15 protein-coding genes and 1 tRNA gene are annotated in these 18915 nt (G+C 43.1%); 4 read left to right on the forward strand and 12 right to left on the reverse strand.

Annotation, left to right across the window (positions count from 1 at the left end; all coding sequences use genetic code 11):
- Positions 1-68 precede the first annotated feature (68 nt).
- From ACQKCP_RS11510 to ACQKCP_RS11530, 5 genes are all read right to left on the reverse strand, one after another.
- The gene (locus tag ACQKCP_RS11510; RefSeq protein ID WP_427612400.1) at positions 69-470 is read right to left on the reverse strand and encodes a lysozyme inhibitor LprI family protein; all 402 of its coding nucleotides are present in this window, start codon (positions 468-470) and stop codon (positions 69-71) included.
- Positions 471-546: 76 nt separating this feature from the next.
- Positions 547-1431 (reverse strand): NADPH-dependent 7-cyano-7-deazaguanine reductase QueF, encoded by an 885-nt coding sequence (gene queF / locus ACQKCP_RS11515; RefSeq protein WP_427612401.1) that lies wholly within the window; start codon positions 1429-1431, stop codon positions 547-549.
- A gap of 65 nt (positions 1432-1496) precedes the next feature.
- Entirely contained in the window at positions 1497-2270 is a 774-nt protein-coding gene (locus ACQKCP_RS11520; protein WP_057762348.1) for an ABC transporter permease, read from the reverse strand.
- A 29-nt stretch (positions 2271-2299) separates the two neighbouring features.
- On the reverse strand, positions 2300-3262 hold the full coding sequence (locus ACQKCP_RS11525) for an ABC transporter ATP-binding protein (protein WP_101204942.1): 963 nt from the start codon (positions 3260-3262) through the stop codon (positions 2300-2302).
- Positions 3263-3579: 317 nt separating this feature from the next.
- Complete coding sequence (locus tag ACQKCP_RS11530) at positions 3580-4221, reverse strand: c-type cytochrome (protein ID WP_427612402.1); 642 nt, start codon at positions 4219-4221, stop codon at positions 3580-3582.
- 367 nt (positions 4222-4588) lie between these two features.
- Here ACQKCP_RS11530 and ACQKCP_RS11535 point away from each other — a divergent pair.
- A tRNA-Arg gene (locus ACQKCP_RS11535) sits at positions 4589-4665 on the forward strand.
- Positions 4666-4817: 152 nt separating this feature from the next.
- Here the strand turns inward: ACQKCP_RS11535 and ACQKCP_RS11540 are convergent.
- The gene (locus ACQKCP_RS11540) at positions 4818-5180 is read right to left on the reverse strand and encodes a hypothetical protein (RefSeq protein WP_427612403.1); all 363 of its coding nucleotides are present in this window, start codon (positions 5178-5180) and stop codon (positions 4818-4820) included.
- Between the two features lie 35 nt (positions 5181-5215).
- Here ACQKCP_RS11540 and ACQKCP_RS11545 point away from each other — a divergent pair, with 35 nt between their 5' ends.
- Entirely contained in the window at positions 5216-6016 is an 801-nt protein-coding gene (locus ACQKCP_RS11545) for an NAD-dependent deacylase (protein ID WP_427612404.1), read from the forward strand.
- A gap of 107 nt (positions 6017-6123) precedes the next feature.
- Here ACQKCP_RS11545 and ACQKCP_RS11550 read toward each other — a convergent pair whose 3' ends face one another.
- The 4 genes from ACQKCP_RS11550 to ACQKCP_RS11565 form a co-directional block, all read right to left on the reverse strand.
- On the reverse strand, positions 6124-7122 hold the full coding sequence (locus ACQKCP_RS11550; RefSeq protein ID WP_427612405.1) for an adenosine deaminase: 999 nt from the start codon (positions 7120-7122) through the stop codon (positions 6124-6126).
- A gap of 204 nt (positions 7123-7326) precedes the next feature.
- On the reverse strand, positions 7327-7851 hold the full coding sequence (locus ACQKCP_RS11555) for a TPM domain-containing protein (RefSeq protein WP_427612406.1): 525 nt from the start codon (positions 7849-7851) through the stop codon (positions 7327-7329).
- A gap of 71 nt (positions 7852-7922) precedes the next feature.
- Positions 7923-9107, reverse strand: a complete 1185-nt coding sequence (locus ACQKCP_RS11560) for a TPM domain-containing protein (protein WP_427612407.1) — start codon at positions 9105-9107, stop codon at positions 7923-7925.
- Between the two features lie 124 nt (positions 9108-9231).
- Complete coding sequence (locus ACQKCP_RS11565) at positions 9232-9864, reverse strand: LemA family protein (protein WP_397476435.1); 633 nt, start codon at positions 9862-9864, stop codon at positions 9232-9234.
- 957 nt (positions 9865-10821) lie between these two features.
- On the opposite strand from ACQKCP_RS11565, the gene ACQKCP_RS11570 reads away from it, so the two are divergent.
- Entirely contained in the window at positions 10822-12369 is a 1548-nt protein-coding gene (locus ACQKCP_RS11570) for an alanine/glycine:cation symporter family protein (RefSeq protein WP_427612408.1), read from the forward strand.
- Positions 12370-12843: 474 nt separating this feature from the next.
- Here ACQKCP_RS11570 and ACQKCP_RS11575 read toward each other — a convergent pair whose 3' ends face one another.
- Together ACQKCP_RS11575 and ACQKCP_RS11580 are read right to left on the reverse strand one after the other, a co-directional pair.
- Positions 12844-13449, reverse strand: a complete 606-nt coding sequence (locus ACQKCP_RS11575) for a fasciclin domain-containing protein (RefSeq protein WP_057758535.1) — start codon at positions 13447-13449, stop codon at positions 12844-12846.
- Between the two features lie 422 nt (positions 13450-13871).
- Positions 13872-14426 carry a fasciclin domain-containing protein gene (locus ACQKCP_RS11580; protein ID WP_427612409.1) on the reverse strand — a complete coding sequence of 185 codons (555 nt, stop codon included), beginning with the start codon at positions 14424-14426 and terminating at the stop codon, positions 13872-13874.
- Positions 14427-14996: 570 nt separating this feature from the next.
- On the opposite strand from ACQKCP_RS11580, the gene metH reads away from it, so the two are divergent.
- The gene (gene metH, locus ACQKCP_RS11585) at positions 14997-18800 is read left to right on the forward strand and encodes a methionine synthase (protein ID WP_427612410.1); all 3804 of its coding nucleotides are present in this window, start codon (positions 14997-14999) and stop codon (positions 18798-18800) included.
- The last annotated feature ends 115 nt before the right edge of the window (positions 18801-18915 follow it).

The following is an 18915-nucleotide window of genomic DNA, read 5'->3' on the forward strand; positions in this document are numbered from 1 at the left end:
CCATAAAAAGCGCCTATTTCATTCAATGAGATAGGCGCTTTTTTCGCGTATGATTTAGCTAAAAAAAACTACTTAATATTATATCTTTTAGCCATGACCTTGCTACGTTTCTGTGTCTCGTTAGCGGTGCAGACATCAGAATTAATCATGGCATATACCACGGTGTTATTCATGGGGCCGTCATGCTCAAAGTCACACTGCTCGCTGCGAGCTTTTAGCCATGCTATCTGTTCTTTATCTAACTGCTCTTTTTCATGTTTATCTAAAGTACGATATGCAGTCATGTATATTTTATTAAGCCTCTTTTTTTCTACTATAACGGCCTCTATCGCACAATCATATGACTGCTCCATGTATAAGCTTTCACAAACATAATCTCTGTCAGCCGCTGCTGCATGCGCTGATGATATCGTAGACAAAGATAGCACAGCTACGCCCACTACCGTTATAGCATAAGTTATCAATTTCATACTGGTATCCTTACCTTAGATGAAGAAAGTTAATTGATTATAGGACGTAACCGCAACTCATGAAATCGATATTTATTTACTGACGAATTAAACGGCTTGGCTGTGGCAATAGAGTTATATCACTGACACGGCAAGGGTTGATATCGATACCACCTCGGCGCGTGTACCATGCGCGAACCATCAAGGCACTTGGTTCATAATATCGACTCAGATCAGCAAATATCTGCTCGACACATTGCTCATGAAAGCCATTATGCTGACGGAAACTTAAAATATAACGCAGTATATTAGCCGCATTAACAGGCTTATCCGTCGTAATCGATACTGCCAACGTTCCCCAGTCTGGCTGATTGGTCACCGGACAATTACTACGCAGCAAATTAGAATAAAAAGTATAAGGCTGAGTGCTGTCACTTATCACACTCTCGCCACTCGTCTCTGCTTCATTATCACGCAGCAGTGATGCATCAGGATGCTCACACAGCGCTACTTTTTCACTGCTGTTTGCCAAGGCATCATCAATACAAATCCCTTCAGGTTGTGTAATTAATAATCCCAACTGCTCATTGCCTTGCTTGTCATCTAAGCCAAATAACTCAACAGTGACTTCTGCTTGTACACAAGCCGATAAATCTTTGGCAATCAGCGTCTGCACCGCTGCCCAACTGGGAAATTCGGTAAAATTAATACTGTTTAGATATAATTTCAACGATTTTGATTCCACGATAAACGGTGAGCTAGCAGGAATCGCAAAGCGCGCGATGGCCACTTGCGAAATACCTTGCGTGTTCAACCAAGACATCTCAAACGCCTGCCACCAATCGATGCCAACCGTTAATTTATCATCTTGCCAGCCAATTGCATCACGCCCCATACTGCGGGCGATAGGATATAGCGTCTCTGGGCTATACTCAGTTGGATAGTCTGTGGTTTGCTCACCCAAGATACCGTGAATACTCATCTGTCTTCCTAATATTGAACCGTTTTAAATTTGCTCTAAATAATATGCTTAGCGAATAATACACACTACAAACGTACACGTGAACCGTTACTTAGCAAGCGATAGGCGATGGTATAAAATATCGCACAGAACACAAAAATAGCCGCCATCGAATACCAAACATTGACATCAGAGTAGCCAAGAATACCGTAACGGAATGAGTTGACCATATAGACGATAGGATTCAGTAGCGAGATATTTTGCCAAAATGGCGATAAATTCTCCATCGAATAAAACACACCGCCAAGATAGGTCAATGGTGTCAATACGAAGCTCGGGATAATAGAGATATCATCGAATGAGCGTGCAAATACCGCATTGATAAAGCCGCCTAACGAAAATAGGATAGACGTGCCAAGTACCGTAAATACAGTCACAAATAAATGCTCGATACCAAGATCGGTAAAGAACAGCGCCACTATTGAGACAATCACACCGATGGCCAGTCCACGGAAGATACCACCACTGATATAACCCATCAAAATAGCATGCTTGGATACGGGCGAGACCAAAAGCTCTTCGATACTAGACGTGAACTTAGCACTAAAGAAGCTTGAGACCACATTAGAGTAACTGTTGGTAATGATCGACATCATGATCAAACCAGGCACAATAAACTGCATATATGGCACACCGCCCATCTCACCCACACGCGAGCCAATCATTTTACCGAAGATGACAAAATACAGACTCATCGTGATAACTGGCGGTAGCAACGTCTGCGGCCAAATACGTAAAATACGGCGCACTTCTTTGAACCAAATAGTACGAAACGCAATCCACTTCTTACTCAATGACATGGTTTTATTATGATCGACTAGTTCCTGACTCATAATCCCGCCTCCTTCATGCTATCTGCACTCTGAATGTTTTTGTCTACCAAGCGCATAAATAACTCTTCTAGTCGGTTGGCTTTATTGCGCATACTCGCCACACTGATACCCTTATCAGACAACTGATCAAAGACACCGTTTAGTGACTCACCTTCTGTCAAGGTAACTTCTAGCGTTTGCTCATCTGGTTGCGAGACCCCTGTGACTCCTGTCAGAGCCAACTGCTCAGTGAGCGGCGTATCCAAATCAAATACAAATGTCTCTACAGACAACTGCGCCAGCAGCTCTTTCATTTCTGTATTGATTCGAATCTCACCATGATCCAAGATCGCAATGCGTTTACACAATTGCTCAGCTTCTTCGAGATAATGAGTCGTCAGAATAATAGTGGTATTTTCTTCGATATTAATCTGCTGCATAAATTCCCACATCGAGCGGCGAAGCTCGATATCGACACCCGCCGTTGGCTCATCAAGAATCAATAGTTTTGGTTTGTGAATTAATGCACGGGCAATCATCAGACGGCGTTTCATACCACCAGATAGCTCACGAGATTTGCTGTCGCGTTTATCCCATAGTCCTAGCGCGGTTAATAGTCTCTTTGCGCGTGGTTTGGCTTCTTTTGCCGGAATACCAAAATAACCCGCTTGCGTAATCAGGATATCTTCGACTTTTTCGAACATATTAAAGTTAAATTCTTGCGGTACAACACCAAGATATTGCTTGGCAATCGAAGGATTCTCTAACAGATCTGTACCGAAAATATGGACGCTACCAGTGGTTGGCTTAAACAATGAGCTAATAATACCAATCATGGTAGATTTACCTGCGCCATTTGGCCCAAGTAACGCAAAGAATCCACCTTGTGGTACCGTTAAATCAACCCCTTTTAATGCCGAAAACCCATTGTCATAGGTCTTGGATAGGTTTTTTATGGAGAGTGCTGGTGCATCAGACATGAAGACCTCTTTATTTGTTATCAATTTATACAAAATGCGATTTTAGAATAATAGGCCGTGTTGAACATTCGACTATCATTAGCATATAGGCAAAAGCCGTATAAGAATGTTCAACACACTCTACTATCTAAAGGTGACAATGTACGGTAATAAACGAACTAATCTCATAAAATGAGGCTACTCATAGTGAATTTCAACTGCCTTATATTCGAAGTACCATATTAATAATACTCATCATGAAAAAGCGCCTATCTCATCACTGAAATAGGCGCTTTATAGATAACTATCGTAAAAGCTTGGAAGGTAATCAACAAAGATTAGCTTGCTTCTGCGACCATATAATCTACGGCATTTTGAACTTCTTCATCAGGAATATCCGCGCCACCTTTGGCAGGCATCGCATTGAAACCATTGATAGCATGGGTATATAGCGTATCTTTACCTTTCGCGATACGTGGGCCCCAAGCGCCAGCATCACCAAAGATAGGAGAGCCTAGCAAGCCTGCTGTATGACAAGTATGACATACAGCATTATATACCGCTTTACCGTCACGAGGACCGTCGCCAGCAGCTGGGCCAGATGAGCGTGCCGTTACATCACAAGCTTCACCATCTTCAAAACAGATATTGGCAACAGGCTGGATACGCGCAATCAGATTAGGATACAAAGCAATTAGCTTCTGTACTTGCGGCGTATCTTGTGGAATTGGCTCTTCATCAGCGGCAGACGCTGCTGCTGCAGTTTCTTCGCCTTCTGCTGCGGCGGCTTCGTCAGTGGGCGCAGCACCATCTGTCGTATCTGCAGCAGCTTGGGTATCGTCACCTAGCGTTTCAGGAGCAGCTTCTACGACCTCTTGGCCTTCTGCTACGTCTGACGCAGTTACAGGCGTGTCTACAACATCTTCAGCTTGGCTCACCGCGATACTAGCGATTCCTAGAATGGCAGCTGCCGATAACATAACTACTTTTCTCATTCGTCACGTTCTCTTATTACGTATACAAGGACTAGCACGGCTCGGACATTCTGTCTGTCCTCCTTTGACGACCTCTAAGTCTTCAATAGCAGACAGCCATCCCGCGTGCCAGCGCACTTGCAATCGGTGATTATAAATATGAATTCTCCCCAACATTATAAGGGAAAAGGCAGGTAAATTGCCATGCTTGTTTAATGACTTGGCTGTTTTTTCTTAAAAAACCTCAATCGCGACTGTCATTTATTGGCTTTATGCTTTTTATTTGTTAGACTAAGCGGTCTTTATTTCTAGACACCTTATGCTAATTATCATGCGCATCTAAGCGTGACAGTCAGACATATCGTTATCATATGCGCTCGTAGCTCAGTTGGATAGAGTATCGGTCTCCGAAGCCGAGGGTCGTGGGTTCGATTCCCGCCGAGCGCACCAATCATTATGTTCCAACCTTGCTCTATCACTTCCTTAGCACTGCCCTTCCCTTATTACTATCTTAAACTACCTATATTCATCAAACCTACATATCAAAATGTTTGCGGTTTTTCTGTGCTTATATATTTCTAGTGCTCTCATCTATATATAACTTACTCTGCATCTTGTAAATTAGCTGTTAGCTGAGCACGGCTAGGTATACGGTGATAATTAATCACTGGCACATCACCCAAACGGCGCTGACCTTCAGCAATTTTTTTATCAATCGTAATCATTGCAATTTTTTTGTCTTGTTTGCTAACGAGTAAGTGATTTGCCTTACGTGTGACTCGATAATCAGCAAAATGCTGCTTTAATATCGCTGATATTTTTTGCAGCGCATCATTCGGTGTTGCATTTTTTGATTTTGCACCGCTATGTTTTTCGCCTACTTTTGCACCGCGCGATTTTGCCACGAGCCATAAAACTGCGATGACAGCGAACAATATGACAAGCCACCAAATTCCGTCTATCATAAGTAAAAATATCCATTATTAGCAAGGGTTGGCTCATGTTAGCAGAATTATCACCAGCGTTAATAGCAGAAGTAAAACTTGCCGCACAACTACTGGCATCCAAACAGCGTATCTGCATTTTGACTGGGGCTGGTACTTCAGCAGAAAGTGGCATCCCAACGTTTCGGGATAAGCAAACAGGGCTGTGGGAGAACTACGGTGTCGAAGACTTGGCCACCCCTGAGGCGTTTACTCGTGATCCAAAGCTGGTGTGGTCATGGTATCAATGGCGTCGGCAAATGGTCGCAGACAAAGCGCCAAATCCAGCCCATCATGCGTTGGCTCAGTGGCAGTATCATGCGCAAACCTCCGATCAGCAGGTGACACTCATCACCCAAAATGTCGATGATTTGCACGAGCAAGCTGGTAGCGCAGTGACTCACCTGCATGGTCATCTGTGGCGCAATCGCTGTGGTCAGTGTGAGATACCCTATCAAGATCAATCGAGAGTATCGTACGATAATCAAGGCACCATGAGCTTTGATAAAACACTGCTTAGCTGTCCGCATTGCGCCGGTTATATCAGACCAGATATTGTTTGGTTTGGCGAAGCTCTACCTGTACAGGCATGGCAGACTGCCGAAGAAGCTGCGGCTAATTGCGAAGTATTTATCAGTATCGGTACCTCAAGCTTGGTTTATCCTGCTGCTGGATTGGCACAATTAGCCAAACAGAATGGCGCGCAAGTTATTGAAATAAATCCTGACCCAACGCCACATACTATCGTCGATATCACATTAGCAGAAAAAGCAGGAATCGTTTTGCCGCTGCTTATAGAAGAGATTACGGCTTTATAATTGCTACTACTTATAGATATTACTGAATGAATGATAGACAATAAAAAAGGCTTAACGATTTATATAAACCGTTAAGCCTTTGCTACTAATAATAAGCTCGTTGTAGCTTATTTCAATGCAAGATCAACTCTCGCCAAGTAAGCTTCTTTTAACTCATCACTAATAAATGCCGATTTAAACGAGTTTTTTACTAATGTAATAACATCGTCTTCCGTAATCGGTAAATTCTCATATAGATTGATAAAGTTTTGATTCACATAGCCTTTGAAATACGCTGGATCATCTGAGTTAACGCTAATATTCAGACCATAGTCTAAAAGCTCTTTAATATTGTGCTCTTTATAAGTCTCAAAGACTTTTAGCTCGATATTTGAGTTCGGGCAAACCGTCAATGGCATTTGCTCATCTTTGAGTCTTTGCATCAACTCTGGGCTTTTTATAGACTGCACACCATGATCGATTCTATTGATATTCAATAAATCTAGCGCTTCATAGATGTATGAAAAATCTGCTTCCTCACCTGCATGAGCGACCAGTTTAAAACCTTCCTCTTTGGCCTTTTTGAAGACCTCTTTGAATTTCGATGGTGGGTTACCTAATTCTGATGAATCAAGGCCAACACCGATGATGTCATCTTTATAATCCAGCGATTGCTCTAACGTTTCAAACGCTTCTTCTTGCGATAGATGGCGCAAGAAACACATGATGATGCATGACGTGATACCGTATTTTGCTTTGGCATCTGCGAGCGCTTCTTTGATACCTGTGATGACCGCTTCAAAAGGCACGCCGCGTTCGGTATGCGTTTGCGGATCAAAGAATATCTCTGTGTGGATGACATTGTCTTCGACACATCTAAGAATATATTCCCACGTCAAATCATAAAAATCATCTTTGGTGAGTAAAACATTTGCGCCGGCATAGTAGATATCTAAAAAGGTCTGTAGATTGGTAAAGTTATAAGCACTGCGTACATCTTCGATATCTTTATAAGGTATCTCTACGTTGTTCTTTTTGGCCAATCTAAACATCAGCTCAGGCTCTAGCGAACCTTCAATATGTAGATGAAGTTCGGCTTTCGGTAGTTTCTTTATTAATTCAATCATAGTATTCCAATAATGGTGTTATCGAGACGAGCCCTAGTGAATGTTGCACAGTAGGATAATCAAACCATACATATATGAGGCGGTATCTGTCCCAGAATAGTCATTTTAACACTAAAAGCGTATCGCCTAAAACAAAACCCTTTGACCGTATAGGTAAGCTACTTATAAAAGTAGCCTTCTTAATAAAACAACACAAGGCGCAAACTACTTTAAAAACACCACTGTATCGGACAGCTCATTGCCTTCTGGATCGTGCTCTAAATGATAATACTGACGTAATACCTGCCCCACTTCATCCAGCAGTTCAGCCAAGCTCTCTTCTGTCTTTTGAGTAGCGATACCAGATACTGCCTTTTCGCACATTGCATTCCATACTGTTGGACTAACGTGAGCGCTGATACCTCGGTCTGCGACAATCTCTAGTTTACGCTCGCATATATTGACATAGATCAAGACGCCCGTATTTTCTTCAGTATCCCAGACGCGATATTCGCTAAACAAATCAATCGCACGCTCACGGCAGTTCATGCGATAGGCCTCTTGGATAGGCAGATGGTTTTCTACGATTAAGAATACTTCACCACGATGCCCACGTTCGGCTCGTGTCACAGCATCTGTTAGACGCCCCTTGGATTCTGTTGTTAGCCACTTACTATGTAATAAAGGGACGAACAAAACTTGGCGCCACCAGCGGGCAAAACTGGGGTTTGAAGCGTTGTCTTCTACCATTATATTATTTCCTCAAGTACGTCGTTTTCGATGGTTATGTAGAGTTTATTTTGTTTGCGTATGTGGAATACTTACCACGAGCCACCTGCACCGCCGCCGCCGAAACCACCGCCGCCACCGCCAAAGCCGCCGCCTCCGAAACCACCACCGCCAAAGCCGCCTCCACTGCCGCCGCCCATACCGGGTAAGAAAATCATGCCGCCTCTGCGCCCACCTTTACCGCCGCCGCCTTTTCCACCGCCACCGCCGCGTGAGATCAAAAACATCCAGATGAATATTGCCATAATCAGCGTCATGAAGAAACCGCCGCCTAATGCCATTGAACCTGCAAAAAACCCGCCAGCGGTAATAATAGAACCAAATACCCGGCCCAATATATTAGTAATAAAGCTACCGAAAATCATCGCCATGATAAATAAGAAAATAGGTGACGGCAGCTCGTCTGAGCTTTCCTGAGCAGTGCGCTCTGCAGCTTGCGCATCAGCACGGGCTAAGACTTCAGGATCAGCAGTTAAGCGCGTTTTGAGCGCTTCAACGCCAGCTATTATCCCTGCACCATAGTTATTTTGCTTAAATAACGGTGTGATATCTTCGCGAATGATACGGTTGACTGCCGCATCAGGCAAGACGCCTTCTAGTCCATAACCCGTTAGGATATACATATCACGATCATTAACAGCAACGACAATTAGCAGACCATCATCGATAGCTTCATCACCCAATTCCCACTTCTCAGCAACTTGCAATGCATAATCAAATATCGGTACGCCATTGGTAGTTGGTACGATAACCACTGCTGCTTGTGCTAATCCCTGCTGATAGATACTTTGAAGCTGTGCCTCTAGACGTAGCTTCTCTTGAGGATTTAGAATATTGGCCTGATCAACGACTGGTTCATTCAGTATCAATTTATCAGCGTCAACACCCTCGGCACTTGAGCGTACAGGTGGCTTAGCGGTTGTTTGAGTATTGGCAGTACCATTTGCTGCGCTTTGGTTATCTGCATTTTGATTGATAGCGTCGTTGCCGAGCACCGCTTCATTGATAGCATCGTTACTTAATACAGCATCATTGATTGCTTCGTTAGACTCGCCTGCTTTAGCAACGGCCACCAACTCTTCGACACTACGGTTTTGCAGATTCGAGGTGTTATCTGTCGCCACCGCTGTATCATTGGGTGCAGCATGCAATGCAGGCACGCTGACGACACCTAACGTAAACAGTAATGCTGATAAGATTGCTTTTGAATTATTCATCTAATCTATACCACCTCAGATAACATCTTTACCAATTGATAGACTCTTAACTAATCATTGTCGAACCATTAGCTAAATGAACAGAGCTGCCTATGCTGCTCTGTCGTCACGTTCATTCTAAATTTTATTCAGCTGACTGTTCTGCAGAGTCGCCAAAATCAACACTTGGTGCGGTTGAAATCGCTTCTTCGTTTGCTACACTAAAGTTGGGCTTAGTATCCATCCCAAATACTTTTGCAGTGATGTTGGTTGGGAACTGACGTACCGTTGTATTGTATCCTTGCACTTCTTGGATATAACGGTTACGAGCCACAGCAATACGGTTTTCAGTACCTTCTAACTGTGCCTGCAAATCCTGAAAAAGTGCATCTGACTTTAGATCTGGATAACGCTCAGACACTGCCATCAAACGCGATAATGCCCCTGTCATCTGCTCTTGCGCTGCTGCATAACGCTCCATCGCTTCTGGATCATTAAGCACTTCTGGCGTCACCGTGATACCACCTGCACGTGAGCGAGCTTCTGCCACTTGGGTGAAGACCTCTTGCTCTTGCTCGGCATATTGCTGTACGACTTTGACTAGGTTTGGCACCAAATCAGAACGGCGCTGATACTGGTTAACCACTTCTGACCATGAAGCAGTGACCTGCTCATCTTGTGCTTGCAAGTTGTTGTAGCCACAGCCGCTTAGACCAACCGTAGAAGTTGTCAATAAAGCGGCTAGCAACATCGGCTTCATAATAGATTTACGCGTCATTGTTGATTCTCCTAATAATGATAAATAACAAATATCCAGTACCACGTTTTTAATATTTTTAAGTTTTCTTGGTATTCATACGGCAGTCATACGCTCTATATATTGTATATCTGCGCATCACTCTATCAGCATGATATCAAAAGAAGTTGTCCTAATGATGGCGTTATATACGGTTTTTTACAATTGACCGTTACCAAAACACAACCGCATAGCGTTAACGATAACGCGTTTTTATCATGATAGATATAGAGCAAAAATATAGCAGTCTGGCGCAATCAGACTAAATGTTATGAAAGTACAAACAATTATTTATATATAATCCAAATCTTGCTAATGTATCAGCCAAATAAAATACGAATATATCTACCGTCTATAAAGAAATTTCTAGTAATTAGTACAAAAATATGGCAAATTGCAGTTACGTAGCCGTACGGTTTGAATACATTTGGTAGTGGACTTATAGTTTGATTAGTATTAGCGAGTTGTTAATTTCTTAATAAAAACATCAATTAACTGTCAAATTATCGCTAAATACTGTCAATTCGCCATACCAGTCATGTAGTCATTCAAGACAGCTCATAGTAAGTTGAATGCCATCATGGTGATGGATATTTAATTATATAACCGCCTGTTTTATCCGCCGGTCAACTTATGACTCATCTGATGTATAACATGATTGATAGAAGACCGCAGTAGTTGAGGTTGTAGAATAATAGTAAACGCAGCTGATATTAATATTGTCAGTGATAAGCGCTATGCAAATAGTCCGTATTACTGACGAGATACGCGGGTAAATACAGACAACTACAGTCCATTCTTGGTGGCCAAGCACATGAGACTTAGACAACAAATAAGTCGATGCAGAGACTTTAACTGCTTAACTTAAATAAGTAAGTTAACCAGTTAGTTTACTCCTAGCAAACAGTGCCACCTTGAGACAGTACTAGGAACATAAATATGGAAGGTTTAGTTAACTTAGTAAATGGAATTATCTGGAGCCCAGCGCTGATTTATCTCTGCTTGGGTGCCGGTCTGTTCTATTCCATTATGACGCGCTTTGTACAAGTACGTCTATTCGGTGAGATGATCAAACTCCTATTCACTGGTAAATCTAGTGCACAGGGTATCTCATCATTTCAGGCACTTGCCGTCTCACTCGCCGGTCGTGTGGGTATGGGTAACATCGCTGGGGTAGCTGCTGCTATCGGCTTCGGTGGCCCAGGTGCCGTATTCTGGATGTGGGTCGTAGCCTTCCTAGGCGCATCTACAGCCTATGTCGAATCTACTCTTGCTCAGATTTACAAAGAAAAAGATGTGGTAACTGGCGAATATCGCGGTGGCCCAGCTTATTACTTTGAACGTGCCCTTGGTCAAAAGTGGTACGGTATTCTCTTCGCAATCGCTTCTATTCTGTCATGTGGTATGTTCTTACCTGGTGTACAGGCGAACGGTGTTATCAGTGCATTTGCACAGGTAATGGGCGAAGGTACGATCATGAACGTTGCAGGCCTAGAAGTTGGCTCTATGCGTTTGGTCGGCTTGGCTATCATCTTAGTCGTGCTAGGTATCATCATCTTCGGTGGTATTAAGCGTATTGCAACCTTTACTGAGTTTGCAGTACCTTTCATGGCATTAGGTTATATTGCCCTAGCGCTAATCATCATGTTCAGCAACTTTAGCTTGATTCCAGATGTATTTGGTATGATTGTTGGTGATGCATTCACTGCACAAGCAGGTTTTGGTGCTGCGATCGGTTGGGGTGTGAAACGTGGTATCTACTCTAACGAAGCTGGTCAGGGTACAGGTCCTCACGCTGCTGCTGCTGCTGAAGTTGAGCATCCATCACAGCAGGGTCTAGTTCAGGCATTCTCAGTATATGTTGATACATTACTAGTATGTTCTGCTACTGCATTCATGATCTTGTCTACTGGTATGTACAACATTCAAGGTACGCTACCAGATGGTCAGTTCATCGTACAAAACGTTGCTGCTACTACTGAAATCAATGCTCCTGCGTTCACGCAAATGGCAATGGAATCTGTATACGGTACGTTTGGTAATGCCTTTATCGCAATCGCTGTATTCTTCTTTGCCTTTACCACAATTCTGGCTTACTACTACATTGCTGAAGTAAACGTGGCTTACTTAACACGTTTCCTTGGTCGTAGTGCGAACAGAACTGGTCTATTCCTAGTGAAAATTCTTATCATGGCGATGGTTGCTTATGGTGGTTTAAACTCAGCTGGTTATATCTGGGCAATCGGTGATATCGGTGTTGGTCTTATGGCTTGGCTTAACATTGTTGGTATTCTTGTCATCTTCATCGTGGCTCGTCCAACACTTACTATGCTTAAAGACTATGAAGCTCAGCGCAAAGCTGGCGTAACTCGCTACAGTTTTGATCCTGCTAAATTCGGTATCAAAAACGCACCGTATTGGGAAGAGCGTCATCTAGCACAACAAAAAAGCATGAACGCTGATCCATTACGTAAAGATAAAGTGTAAGTCGATTTAATAGGATTGCTATTTAATCTTATTGAATAAATAAAAAGCCCGAGACTCTGTTCTCGGGCTTTTTTGTTTGGTTAACTTTATACACTGCTACAGAATAGCTTACCGAAAAAACATTGAAGCCCACGTTCATACGAGCTGATTTAATACCTTAAAATCACCCTTCTAACTTTTAAAATTAACTTGTATTTGACACAACATATAACTGTCATTTTGCATTTTGGCTGCCTTCTTTATAAAGCTTACTTCTTTACAGAGCGTGCTTTGGCACTTTACAACCTTATACTAATTAGGTAGCTCTACCGATATATTTAAACAATAGCGTATATCATCGCTTAAACTTCTGCGCCTTAACTTCCCTATTCTTGATTTCTGCGTTCTTAATTCACAGACATAAAAAAGCCTAGCACGATGGCTAGGCTTTCTTTAAATAACTTACAGATTATAAATCTACGCGTTAATAATAGCTTATTCAGGCATTAATACTGCATCGATAGTGTGGACCACACCATTGGTTGCCATGATATCTGTACCAGTGATATTTGCTGTGTTACCAGTAGCATCAGTAATCACGTTATCTTCACTGATAGTGATGGTTTTACCGTTCGCTGTTTCGATCTCAGTACCGTATGGGATATCAGCTGCTTTAACTTCCATTGCTAGTACATGGTAAGGAAGGACCGTTTTTAGCAAGTCTGTATTGGCCAATAACTCTTCTTTAGTCACGCCTAGTTTTTCTAGTACTGGAGCAAACGCATCATCAGTTGGGGCAAATACAGTATGCTTAGTTTCTTCCATTAGCATAGTATCAAGACCAGCAGCCTGTAGCGCAGCGGTTAAAATAGTTAGATTTTCGTTTTCTGCTGCGATTTCAGCGATAGTCTGAGTCGCTTCCATGTCCATTTCGGCCATTGGCTCTGCTTCAACAGCTTCTGTCTCAGCAACTGGCTCAACTGCCATCTCTTCAGTCGCTTCTGGTTCAGTTGGCTCTGCAACAGTCTCAGTGTCGTTACACGCTGCTAGTGACATGGCTGCGGTTACAACTGCGATAGATAACAAGTTCTTCTTTAACATAGGTAATTCCTTTTTGGATAAATAATTGATTAAGGGATTTATTTAAATTAATAACTTTCGATAAATATAATGGCGACCAATGATTGATAAATGTATCAATTACTTAGTCATACTATTTAGTCCGTTATATTGATAGTTCTCAGTCTAACTGTTTAATTTTCAAATGGTATTTACTTAGGTAGCAACACTGTATCAATCACGTATATAGCATTGTTTGCTTGTATATCAGTTATTGCGATATTTGAGACAAAATGATGGTGATTAACTACTTTTAGATGTCTGTTTTAAAATTTCAATATAAACAGAAACTTATATAGATAAAGCTCTAAAGTCTAAAACAGCCATTGTCTGATAATGAAATCATCACAAACAATGGCTGCTTAGTCTTATAATAAATACAGTTGGTATGCCTCAGTTAATACTTATTTAGGCAACAATACTCTATCGATTACATGGACAACACCATTGTTGGCAGCGATATCAGTCTTCACGATGTTTGTTGTGCGGCCGTTTTCATCCATCAATTTGCCTTCTTTAGTTACCATCAACGTGTCTTTGCTAGCAGTCATTACATTACCAGGCTTCACATCTTTGGCATACATAGCCATATCACCAGCCACTACGTGATAACCCAATACTTTTGTCAATAATGGCTTATTGGCAAATAACTGTGCTTTGGTCATACCTGTTTCTTGCAATGCTTGCATAAAGGCGGCATTGGTCGGTGCAAATACCGTATAGTGGGCGTTAGGATCAGACAACATATCGACTAGGCCTGCTGCTTGTACCGCTTCTACCAATACTGAGAAATCAGGATTGCTTTGCGCAATTTGTACAACATTTATCTTAGCCATGCTCTGACTGTGCATTGGTGCTTTCATATCACCCGTCTTTGCTGGCATCATATTATTACAAGCACTCAGACCTGCGATTGAGATAGCCAATGTACCGATGGTGGCAATTTTAGTAAGTTTCATAACATTTTCCTTAATGATTTGAATTTCTTTGATTGGTATTGTTTCAACTATGATATTACTGTCTTACAGATCATCCTGCCTGCTAATGCCATTTGCTCACTGTACTGCACTGCTAATACCGATACTTTTGATACCAGTTATTGCTAATAAATGAGCCTGTATTTATAAGTAGGACTTACTAAGACCTTGTATTTCTGAAATTAAATTAACATGTAAGCAATCTTTATCAACCTGCCTTTGCGCAATTTTTTGTGGTATGGATGTAAATTTTGTCTGACTTCTGAGCGTTTCCGTTGGCTTTCATTTGCAAAAGAAAAGCTTTATGTAAGCCCTTAGCGAAATGATATTCATTTGTGCCTATCTGCTTTATGAAATAGACTCTGATACCTTACTTTGTTACTTAGCTCTCCTCTTATTTATCTATTGCCAAAGAGGAATATGCAGTATCCCTATGTAGCAAACTTTTCATGCTAAAATAATGCAAATTTGCGGTCCTCTTCGTGAGACTCTGCACGCTACTGGTTTGTTATTCCTTCTTTTTTTAATAATTACGATATAAGCAGCACACCTATGATTCCAACGACGACCTCACCAACCGATTCTTATACCGATACCGCCTCTAGTTCCTCATCCACTAATGACTTTATATTAACGCCGCCTACTGTGCTTCCATTTAAAGAGCAGCAGCTAACCGCTCGTACCCGTATCACTGAACAGATGGCATCACGCATTTTGATGTTAGACGGTGCGATGGGTACGCAGATTCAGACCTATAAACTAGAAGAAGCGGATTATCGTGGTGAGCGTTTTGCTGATATCGACCAAGATGTACGCGGCAATAACGATCTGCTGGTACTGACTCAGCCGCACATGATTAAAGACATTCATCACGATCATCTGCTAGCGGGCGCTGATATCATCGAGACCAATACCTTTAACGGTACGCGTCTGTCGATGGCTGACTATGACATGCAGTATCTAGTGCCAGAACTAAATAGGACAGCGGCCAAGATTGCTCGAGCAGCGGCGGATGAATTTACCGCAAGAACGCCTGAGAAACCTCGTTTCGTTGCGGGCGTCGTGGGCCCGACGTCACGTACGTGCTCACTATCGCCTGATGTCAATGATCCTGCGTTTCGTAATATTACCTTTGATGAGTTGGTACTCAACTACCGTGAAGCGACCTTGTGCCTGATAGAAGGCGGCGTCGATATTATTTTGATTGAGACAATCTTTGATACGCTAAATGCCAAAGCCGCGATATTTGCGATCACTGGTGTATTCGATGATATTGGCTTTGAGTTACCAATCATGATTTCGGGTACGATTACTGATGCATCAGGTCGCACGCTATCGGGTCAAACAGCCGAGGCGTTTTATAACTCTATTCGCCATGCCAAGCCACTGTCTGTTGGCTTTAACTGTGCGCTAGGTGCTGATGCGCTGCGTCCCCATATTCAGACATTGTCAAACATCGCTGATACTTTTGTCTCTGCGCATCCAAACGCTGGTCTGCCCAATGAGTTTGGTGAGTATGACGAAACCGCTGAAGAAACCGCTGCCCTACTCGAAGGTTTTGCCAAAGCAGGTATCTTAAACATCGTCGGCGGCTGCTGTGGTACGACACCTGAGCATATCCGTCAAATCGCTAAAGTCGTGGCAAACTATCCACCACGTGTCATTCCTGAGATAGCCCCTGCCTGCCGCTTGTCTGGTCTAGAGCCATTTACCATCAACTCTGATAGCTTGTTTGTCAATGTCGGTGAGCGTACCAACGTTACAGGCTCTAAAAAATTCCTACGTTTGATTAAAACTGAAGCCTATACCGAAGCGCTTGATGTCGCTCGCGATCAGGTCGAAGGCGGCGCGCAAATCGTCGATATCAATATGGACGAAGGCATGCTCGACTCCAAGCAGGCGATGATTCATTTCGTCAACTTGGTTTCAGGTGAGCCAGATATCAGCCGTGTACCACTGATGATTGACTCGTCTAAATGGGACATTATCGAAGAAGGCCTAAAGCGTACGCAGGGTAAATCTGTCGTCAACTCTATCTCATTAAAAGAAGGTCACGCTGAGTTCGTTGAACGTGCCAAACTGTGTATGCGCTATGGTGCTGCCGTTATCGTCATGGCATTTGATGAAGATGGTCAGGCCGATACTTACGAGCGTAAAATTCAAATCTGTCAGCGCAGCTATGATGTGTTGGTTAACGAAGTCGGTTTCCCTTCTGAAGACATTATCTTTGATCCGAACATTTTTGCCGTTGCCACTGGTATCACTGAGCACAACAACTACGGTGCTGATTTCATCAACGCCACTAAGTGGATTACGGATAACTTGCCAAACGCGATGGTATCGGGTGGTGTGTCTAACGTCTCGTTTAGTTTCCGTGGCAACCCGATCCGTGAAGCCATCAACTCTGTTTTCTTATTTCATGCGATTACCAATGGCCTGACCATGGGTATCGTCAACCCAGCCATGCTTGAGCTGTACGATGATATTCCAAAAGAAGCTCGTGACGCTATCGAAGACGTCATGCTCAACCGCAACCAAGGTGAAACTGGTCAAGATGCGACTGAGCGTCTGATGACCGTCGCTGAAAACTACCAAGATGGCGGCAAGAAAAAAGACAGCACCGTCGATATGAGCTGGCGCGAAGGTACGGTAGAAGAACGTATCGCCCACGCACTGGTCAAAGGCGTGACGACCTTTATTGAAGCGGATACCAAAGAAGCATGGGAGAAGTATCCTAAACCGCTAGAAGTCATCGAAGGACCACTGATGGACGGTATGAATATCGTCGGTGATCTATTCGGTGCTGGTAAAATGTTCCTTCCGCAAGTCGTAAAATCTGCCCGCGTGATGAAGCAATCTGTCGCATGGCTAAACCCATATATCGAAGCGGAAAAAGTCGAAGGCGAAGTCAAAGGTAAAATCCTAATGGCAACCGTCAAAGGCGACGTGCATGATATCGGTAAAAACATCGTCGGCGTGGTGCTTGGCTGTAACGGCTATGATATCGTCGATTTGGGCGTCATGGTGCCATGTGAAAAAATCCTCGATACTGCCATCGCAGAAAAAGTCGATATCATCGGTCTGTCTGGTCTGATTACCCCAAGTCTCGATGAGATGGTCTATGTCGCCAAGCAAATGCAAGAGCGCGGCATGACACTACCATTGATGATCGGCGGTGCAACGACGTCTAAAGCACATACTGCCGTCAAGGTCGAGCCACAATATCAAAATGATGGCGTCATCTATGTATCAGACGCTTCACGCTCAGTCGGCGTGGTGACCAAATTGCTGTCGAAAGAGCACCGTCAAGCGCTCATCGATGAGACCCGTGAAGAATATGTGAAAGTGCGTGAGCGTCTGGCCAAGCGTCAACCAAAAGCTGCCAAAGTCACCTATGCTGAATCGGTCAAGATTGGCTTTCAGTATGATTGGGAAACCTATGTGCCACCAGTGCCAAATAAGCTAGGACAAGTGATATTGGATGACTATCCAATCGCGAATCTGCTACCTTATATTGACTGGACACCGTTCTTTATCTCTTGGGGTCTGACCGGTAAATACCCGAAAATATTGAAAGATGATGTGGTTGGTGAAGCAGCTCGTGATCTGTTTGAAAATGCAGAAGAGCTGCTACAAAAGATGATTGATGAGAAATCAATCGTAGCGAAAGGTGTCTTTAAACTGATGCCCGCTCGCCGTACTGGCGCAGATACTGTGACTGTGTATGACGATGCGCCTGCTGATGGCGGCAGCCCAACCTATCAGTTCGAACACTTACGTCAGCAAAGCGACAAAGTTAGTGGCAAGCCAAACTTTAGCTTGGCGGACTTTATCTCACCATCAGAAACGCATACCGATCACTTAGGCGGCTTTACTGTCTCTATCGTCGGTACAGAAGCACTGGCTGAGCAATACAAAGCAGCAGGTGATGACTATAATGCCATCATGGTACAGGCGCTGTCTGACCGTTTAGCCGAAGCATTCGCCGAACATCTACATGAGCTCATCCGTAAAGAGTACTGGGGCTATCAGCCGACCGAGTCACTCACCAATGATGAGATGATTAAAGAGAAATACGTGGGTATCCGCCCTGCACCTGGCTACCCTGCCTGTCCTGAGCATACCGAAAAAGGCAAATTGTTTGACTGGCTCGGTACAGTAGAGGCGATCGGTACGACCTTGACCGAAAGCTATGCGATGTGGCCTGCGTCATCTGTCAGCGGATTCTATTACTCACATCCTGATAGTGAGTATTTCAATGTCGGTAAAATCAGCCGTGACCAGTTAGAGAGTTATGCTGAGCGTAAAGGCTGGGATATGAAGACTGCTGAGAAGTGGTTAAATCCGAATTTATAGTGGATTAGCTAATGCAATTATAGAAACCTGATAGTTATTTTTGGCTTACTTATTTAATATAAGTAAGCCATTTTTTATAGAGTTATAATTTACTTTATATAAGTAATTTTATGGT

This window comes from Psychrobacter sp. NPDC078631 (assembly GCF_050268165.1).
Lineage (GTDB): Bacteria > Pseudomonadota > Gammaproteobacteria > Pseudomonadales > Moraxellaceae > Psychrobacter.

Excerpts from the sequence above, each read along its gene's own strand:
- ACQKCP_RS11555 (WP_427612406.1), bottom strand. The coding sequence starts at position 7,851 with ATGGTAGAAGACAACGCTTCAAACCCCAGTTTTGCCCGCTGGTGGCGC.
- ACQKCP_RS11530 (WP_427612402.1), bottom strand. The coding sequence starts at position 4,221 with ATGTTATCGGCAGCTGCCATTCTAGGAATCGCTAGTATCGCGGTGAGC.
- metH (WP_427612410.1), top strand. The coding sequence starts at position 14,997 with ATGATTCCAACGACGACCTCACCAACCGATTCTTATACCGATACCGCC.
- ACQKCP_RS11565 (WP_397476435.1), bottom strand. The coding sequence starts at position 9,864 with ATGACGCGTAAATCTATTATGAAGCCGATGTTGCTAGCCGCTTTATTG.
- ACQKCP_RS11570 (WP_427612408.1), top strand. The coding sequence starts at position 10,822 with ATGGAAGGTTTAGTTAACTTAGTAAATGGAATTATCTGGAGCCCAGCG.
- ACQKCP_RS11540 (WP_427612403.1), bottom strand. The coding sequence starts at position 5,180 with ATGATAGACGGAATTTGGTGGCTTGTCATATTGTTCGCTGTCATCGCA.
- ACQKCP_RS11520 (WP_057762348.1), bottom strand. The coding sequence starts at position 2,270 with ATGTCATTGAGTAAGAAGTGGATTGCGTTTCGTACTATTTGGTTCAAA.
- ACQKCP_RS11550 (WP_427612405.1), bottom strand. The coding sequence starts at position 7,122 with ATGATTGAATTAATAAAGAAACTACCGAAAGCCGAACTTCATCTACAT.
- ACQKCP_RS11525 (WP_101204942.1), bottom strand. The coding sequence starts at position 3,262 with ATGTCTGATGCACCAGCACTCTCCATAAAAAACCTATCCAAGACCTAT.
- ACQKCP_RS11510 (WP_427612400.1), bottom strand. The coding sequence starts at position 470 with ATGAAATTGATAACTTATGCTATAACGGTAGTGGGCGTAGCTGTGCTA.
- ACQKCP_RS11560 (WP_427612407.1), bottom strand. The coding sequence starts at position 9,107 with ATGAATAATTCAAAAGCAATCTTATCAGCATTACTGTTTACGTTAGGT.
- queF (WP_427612401.1), bottom strand. The coding sequence starts at position 1,431 with ATGAGTATTCACGGTATCTTGGGTGAGCAAACCACAGACTATCCAACT.
- ACQKCP_RS11580 (WP_427612409.1), bottom strand. The coding sequence starts at position 14,426 with ATGAAACTTACTAAAATTGCCACCATCGGTACATTGGCTATCTCAATC.
- ACQKCP_RS11575 (WP_057758535.1), bottom strand. The coding sequence starts at position 13,449 with ATGTTAAAGAAGAACTTGTTATCTATCGCAGTTGTAACCGCAGCCATG.
- ACQKCP_RS11545 (WP_427612404.1), top strand. The coding sequence starts at position 5,216 with ATGTTAGCAGAATTATCACCAGCGTTAATAGCAGAAGTAAAACTTGCC.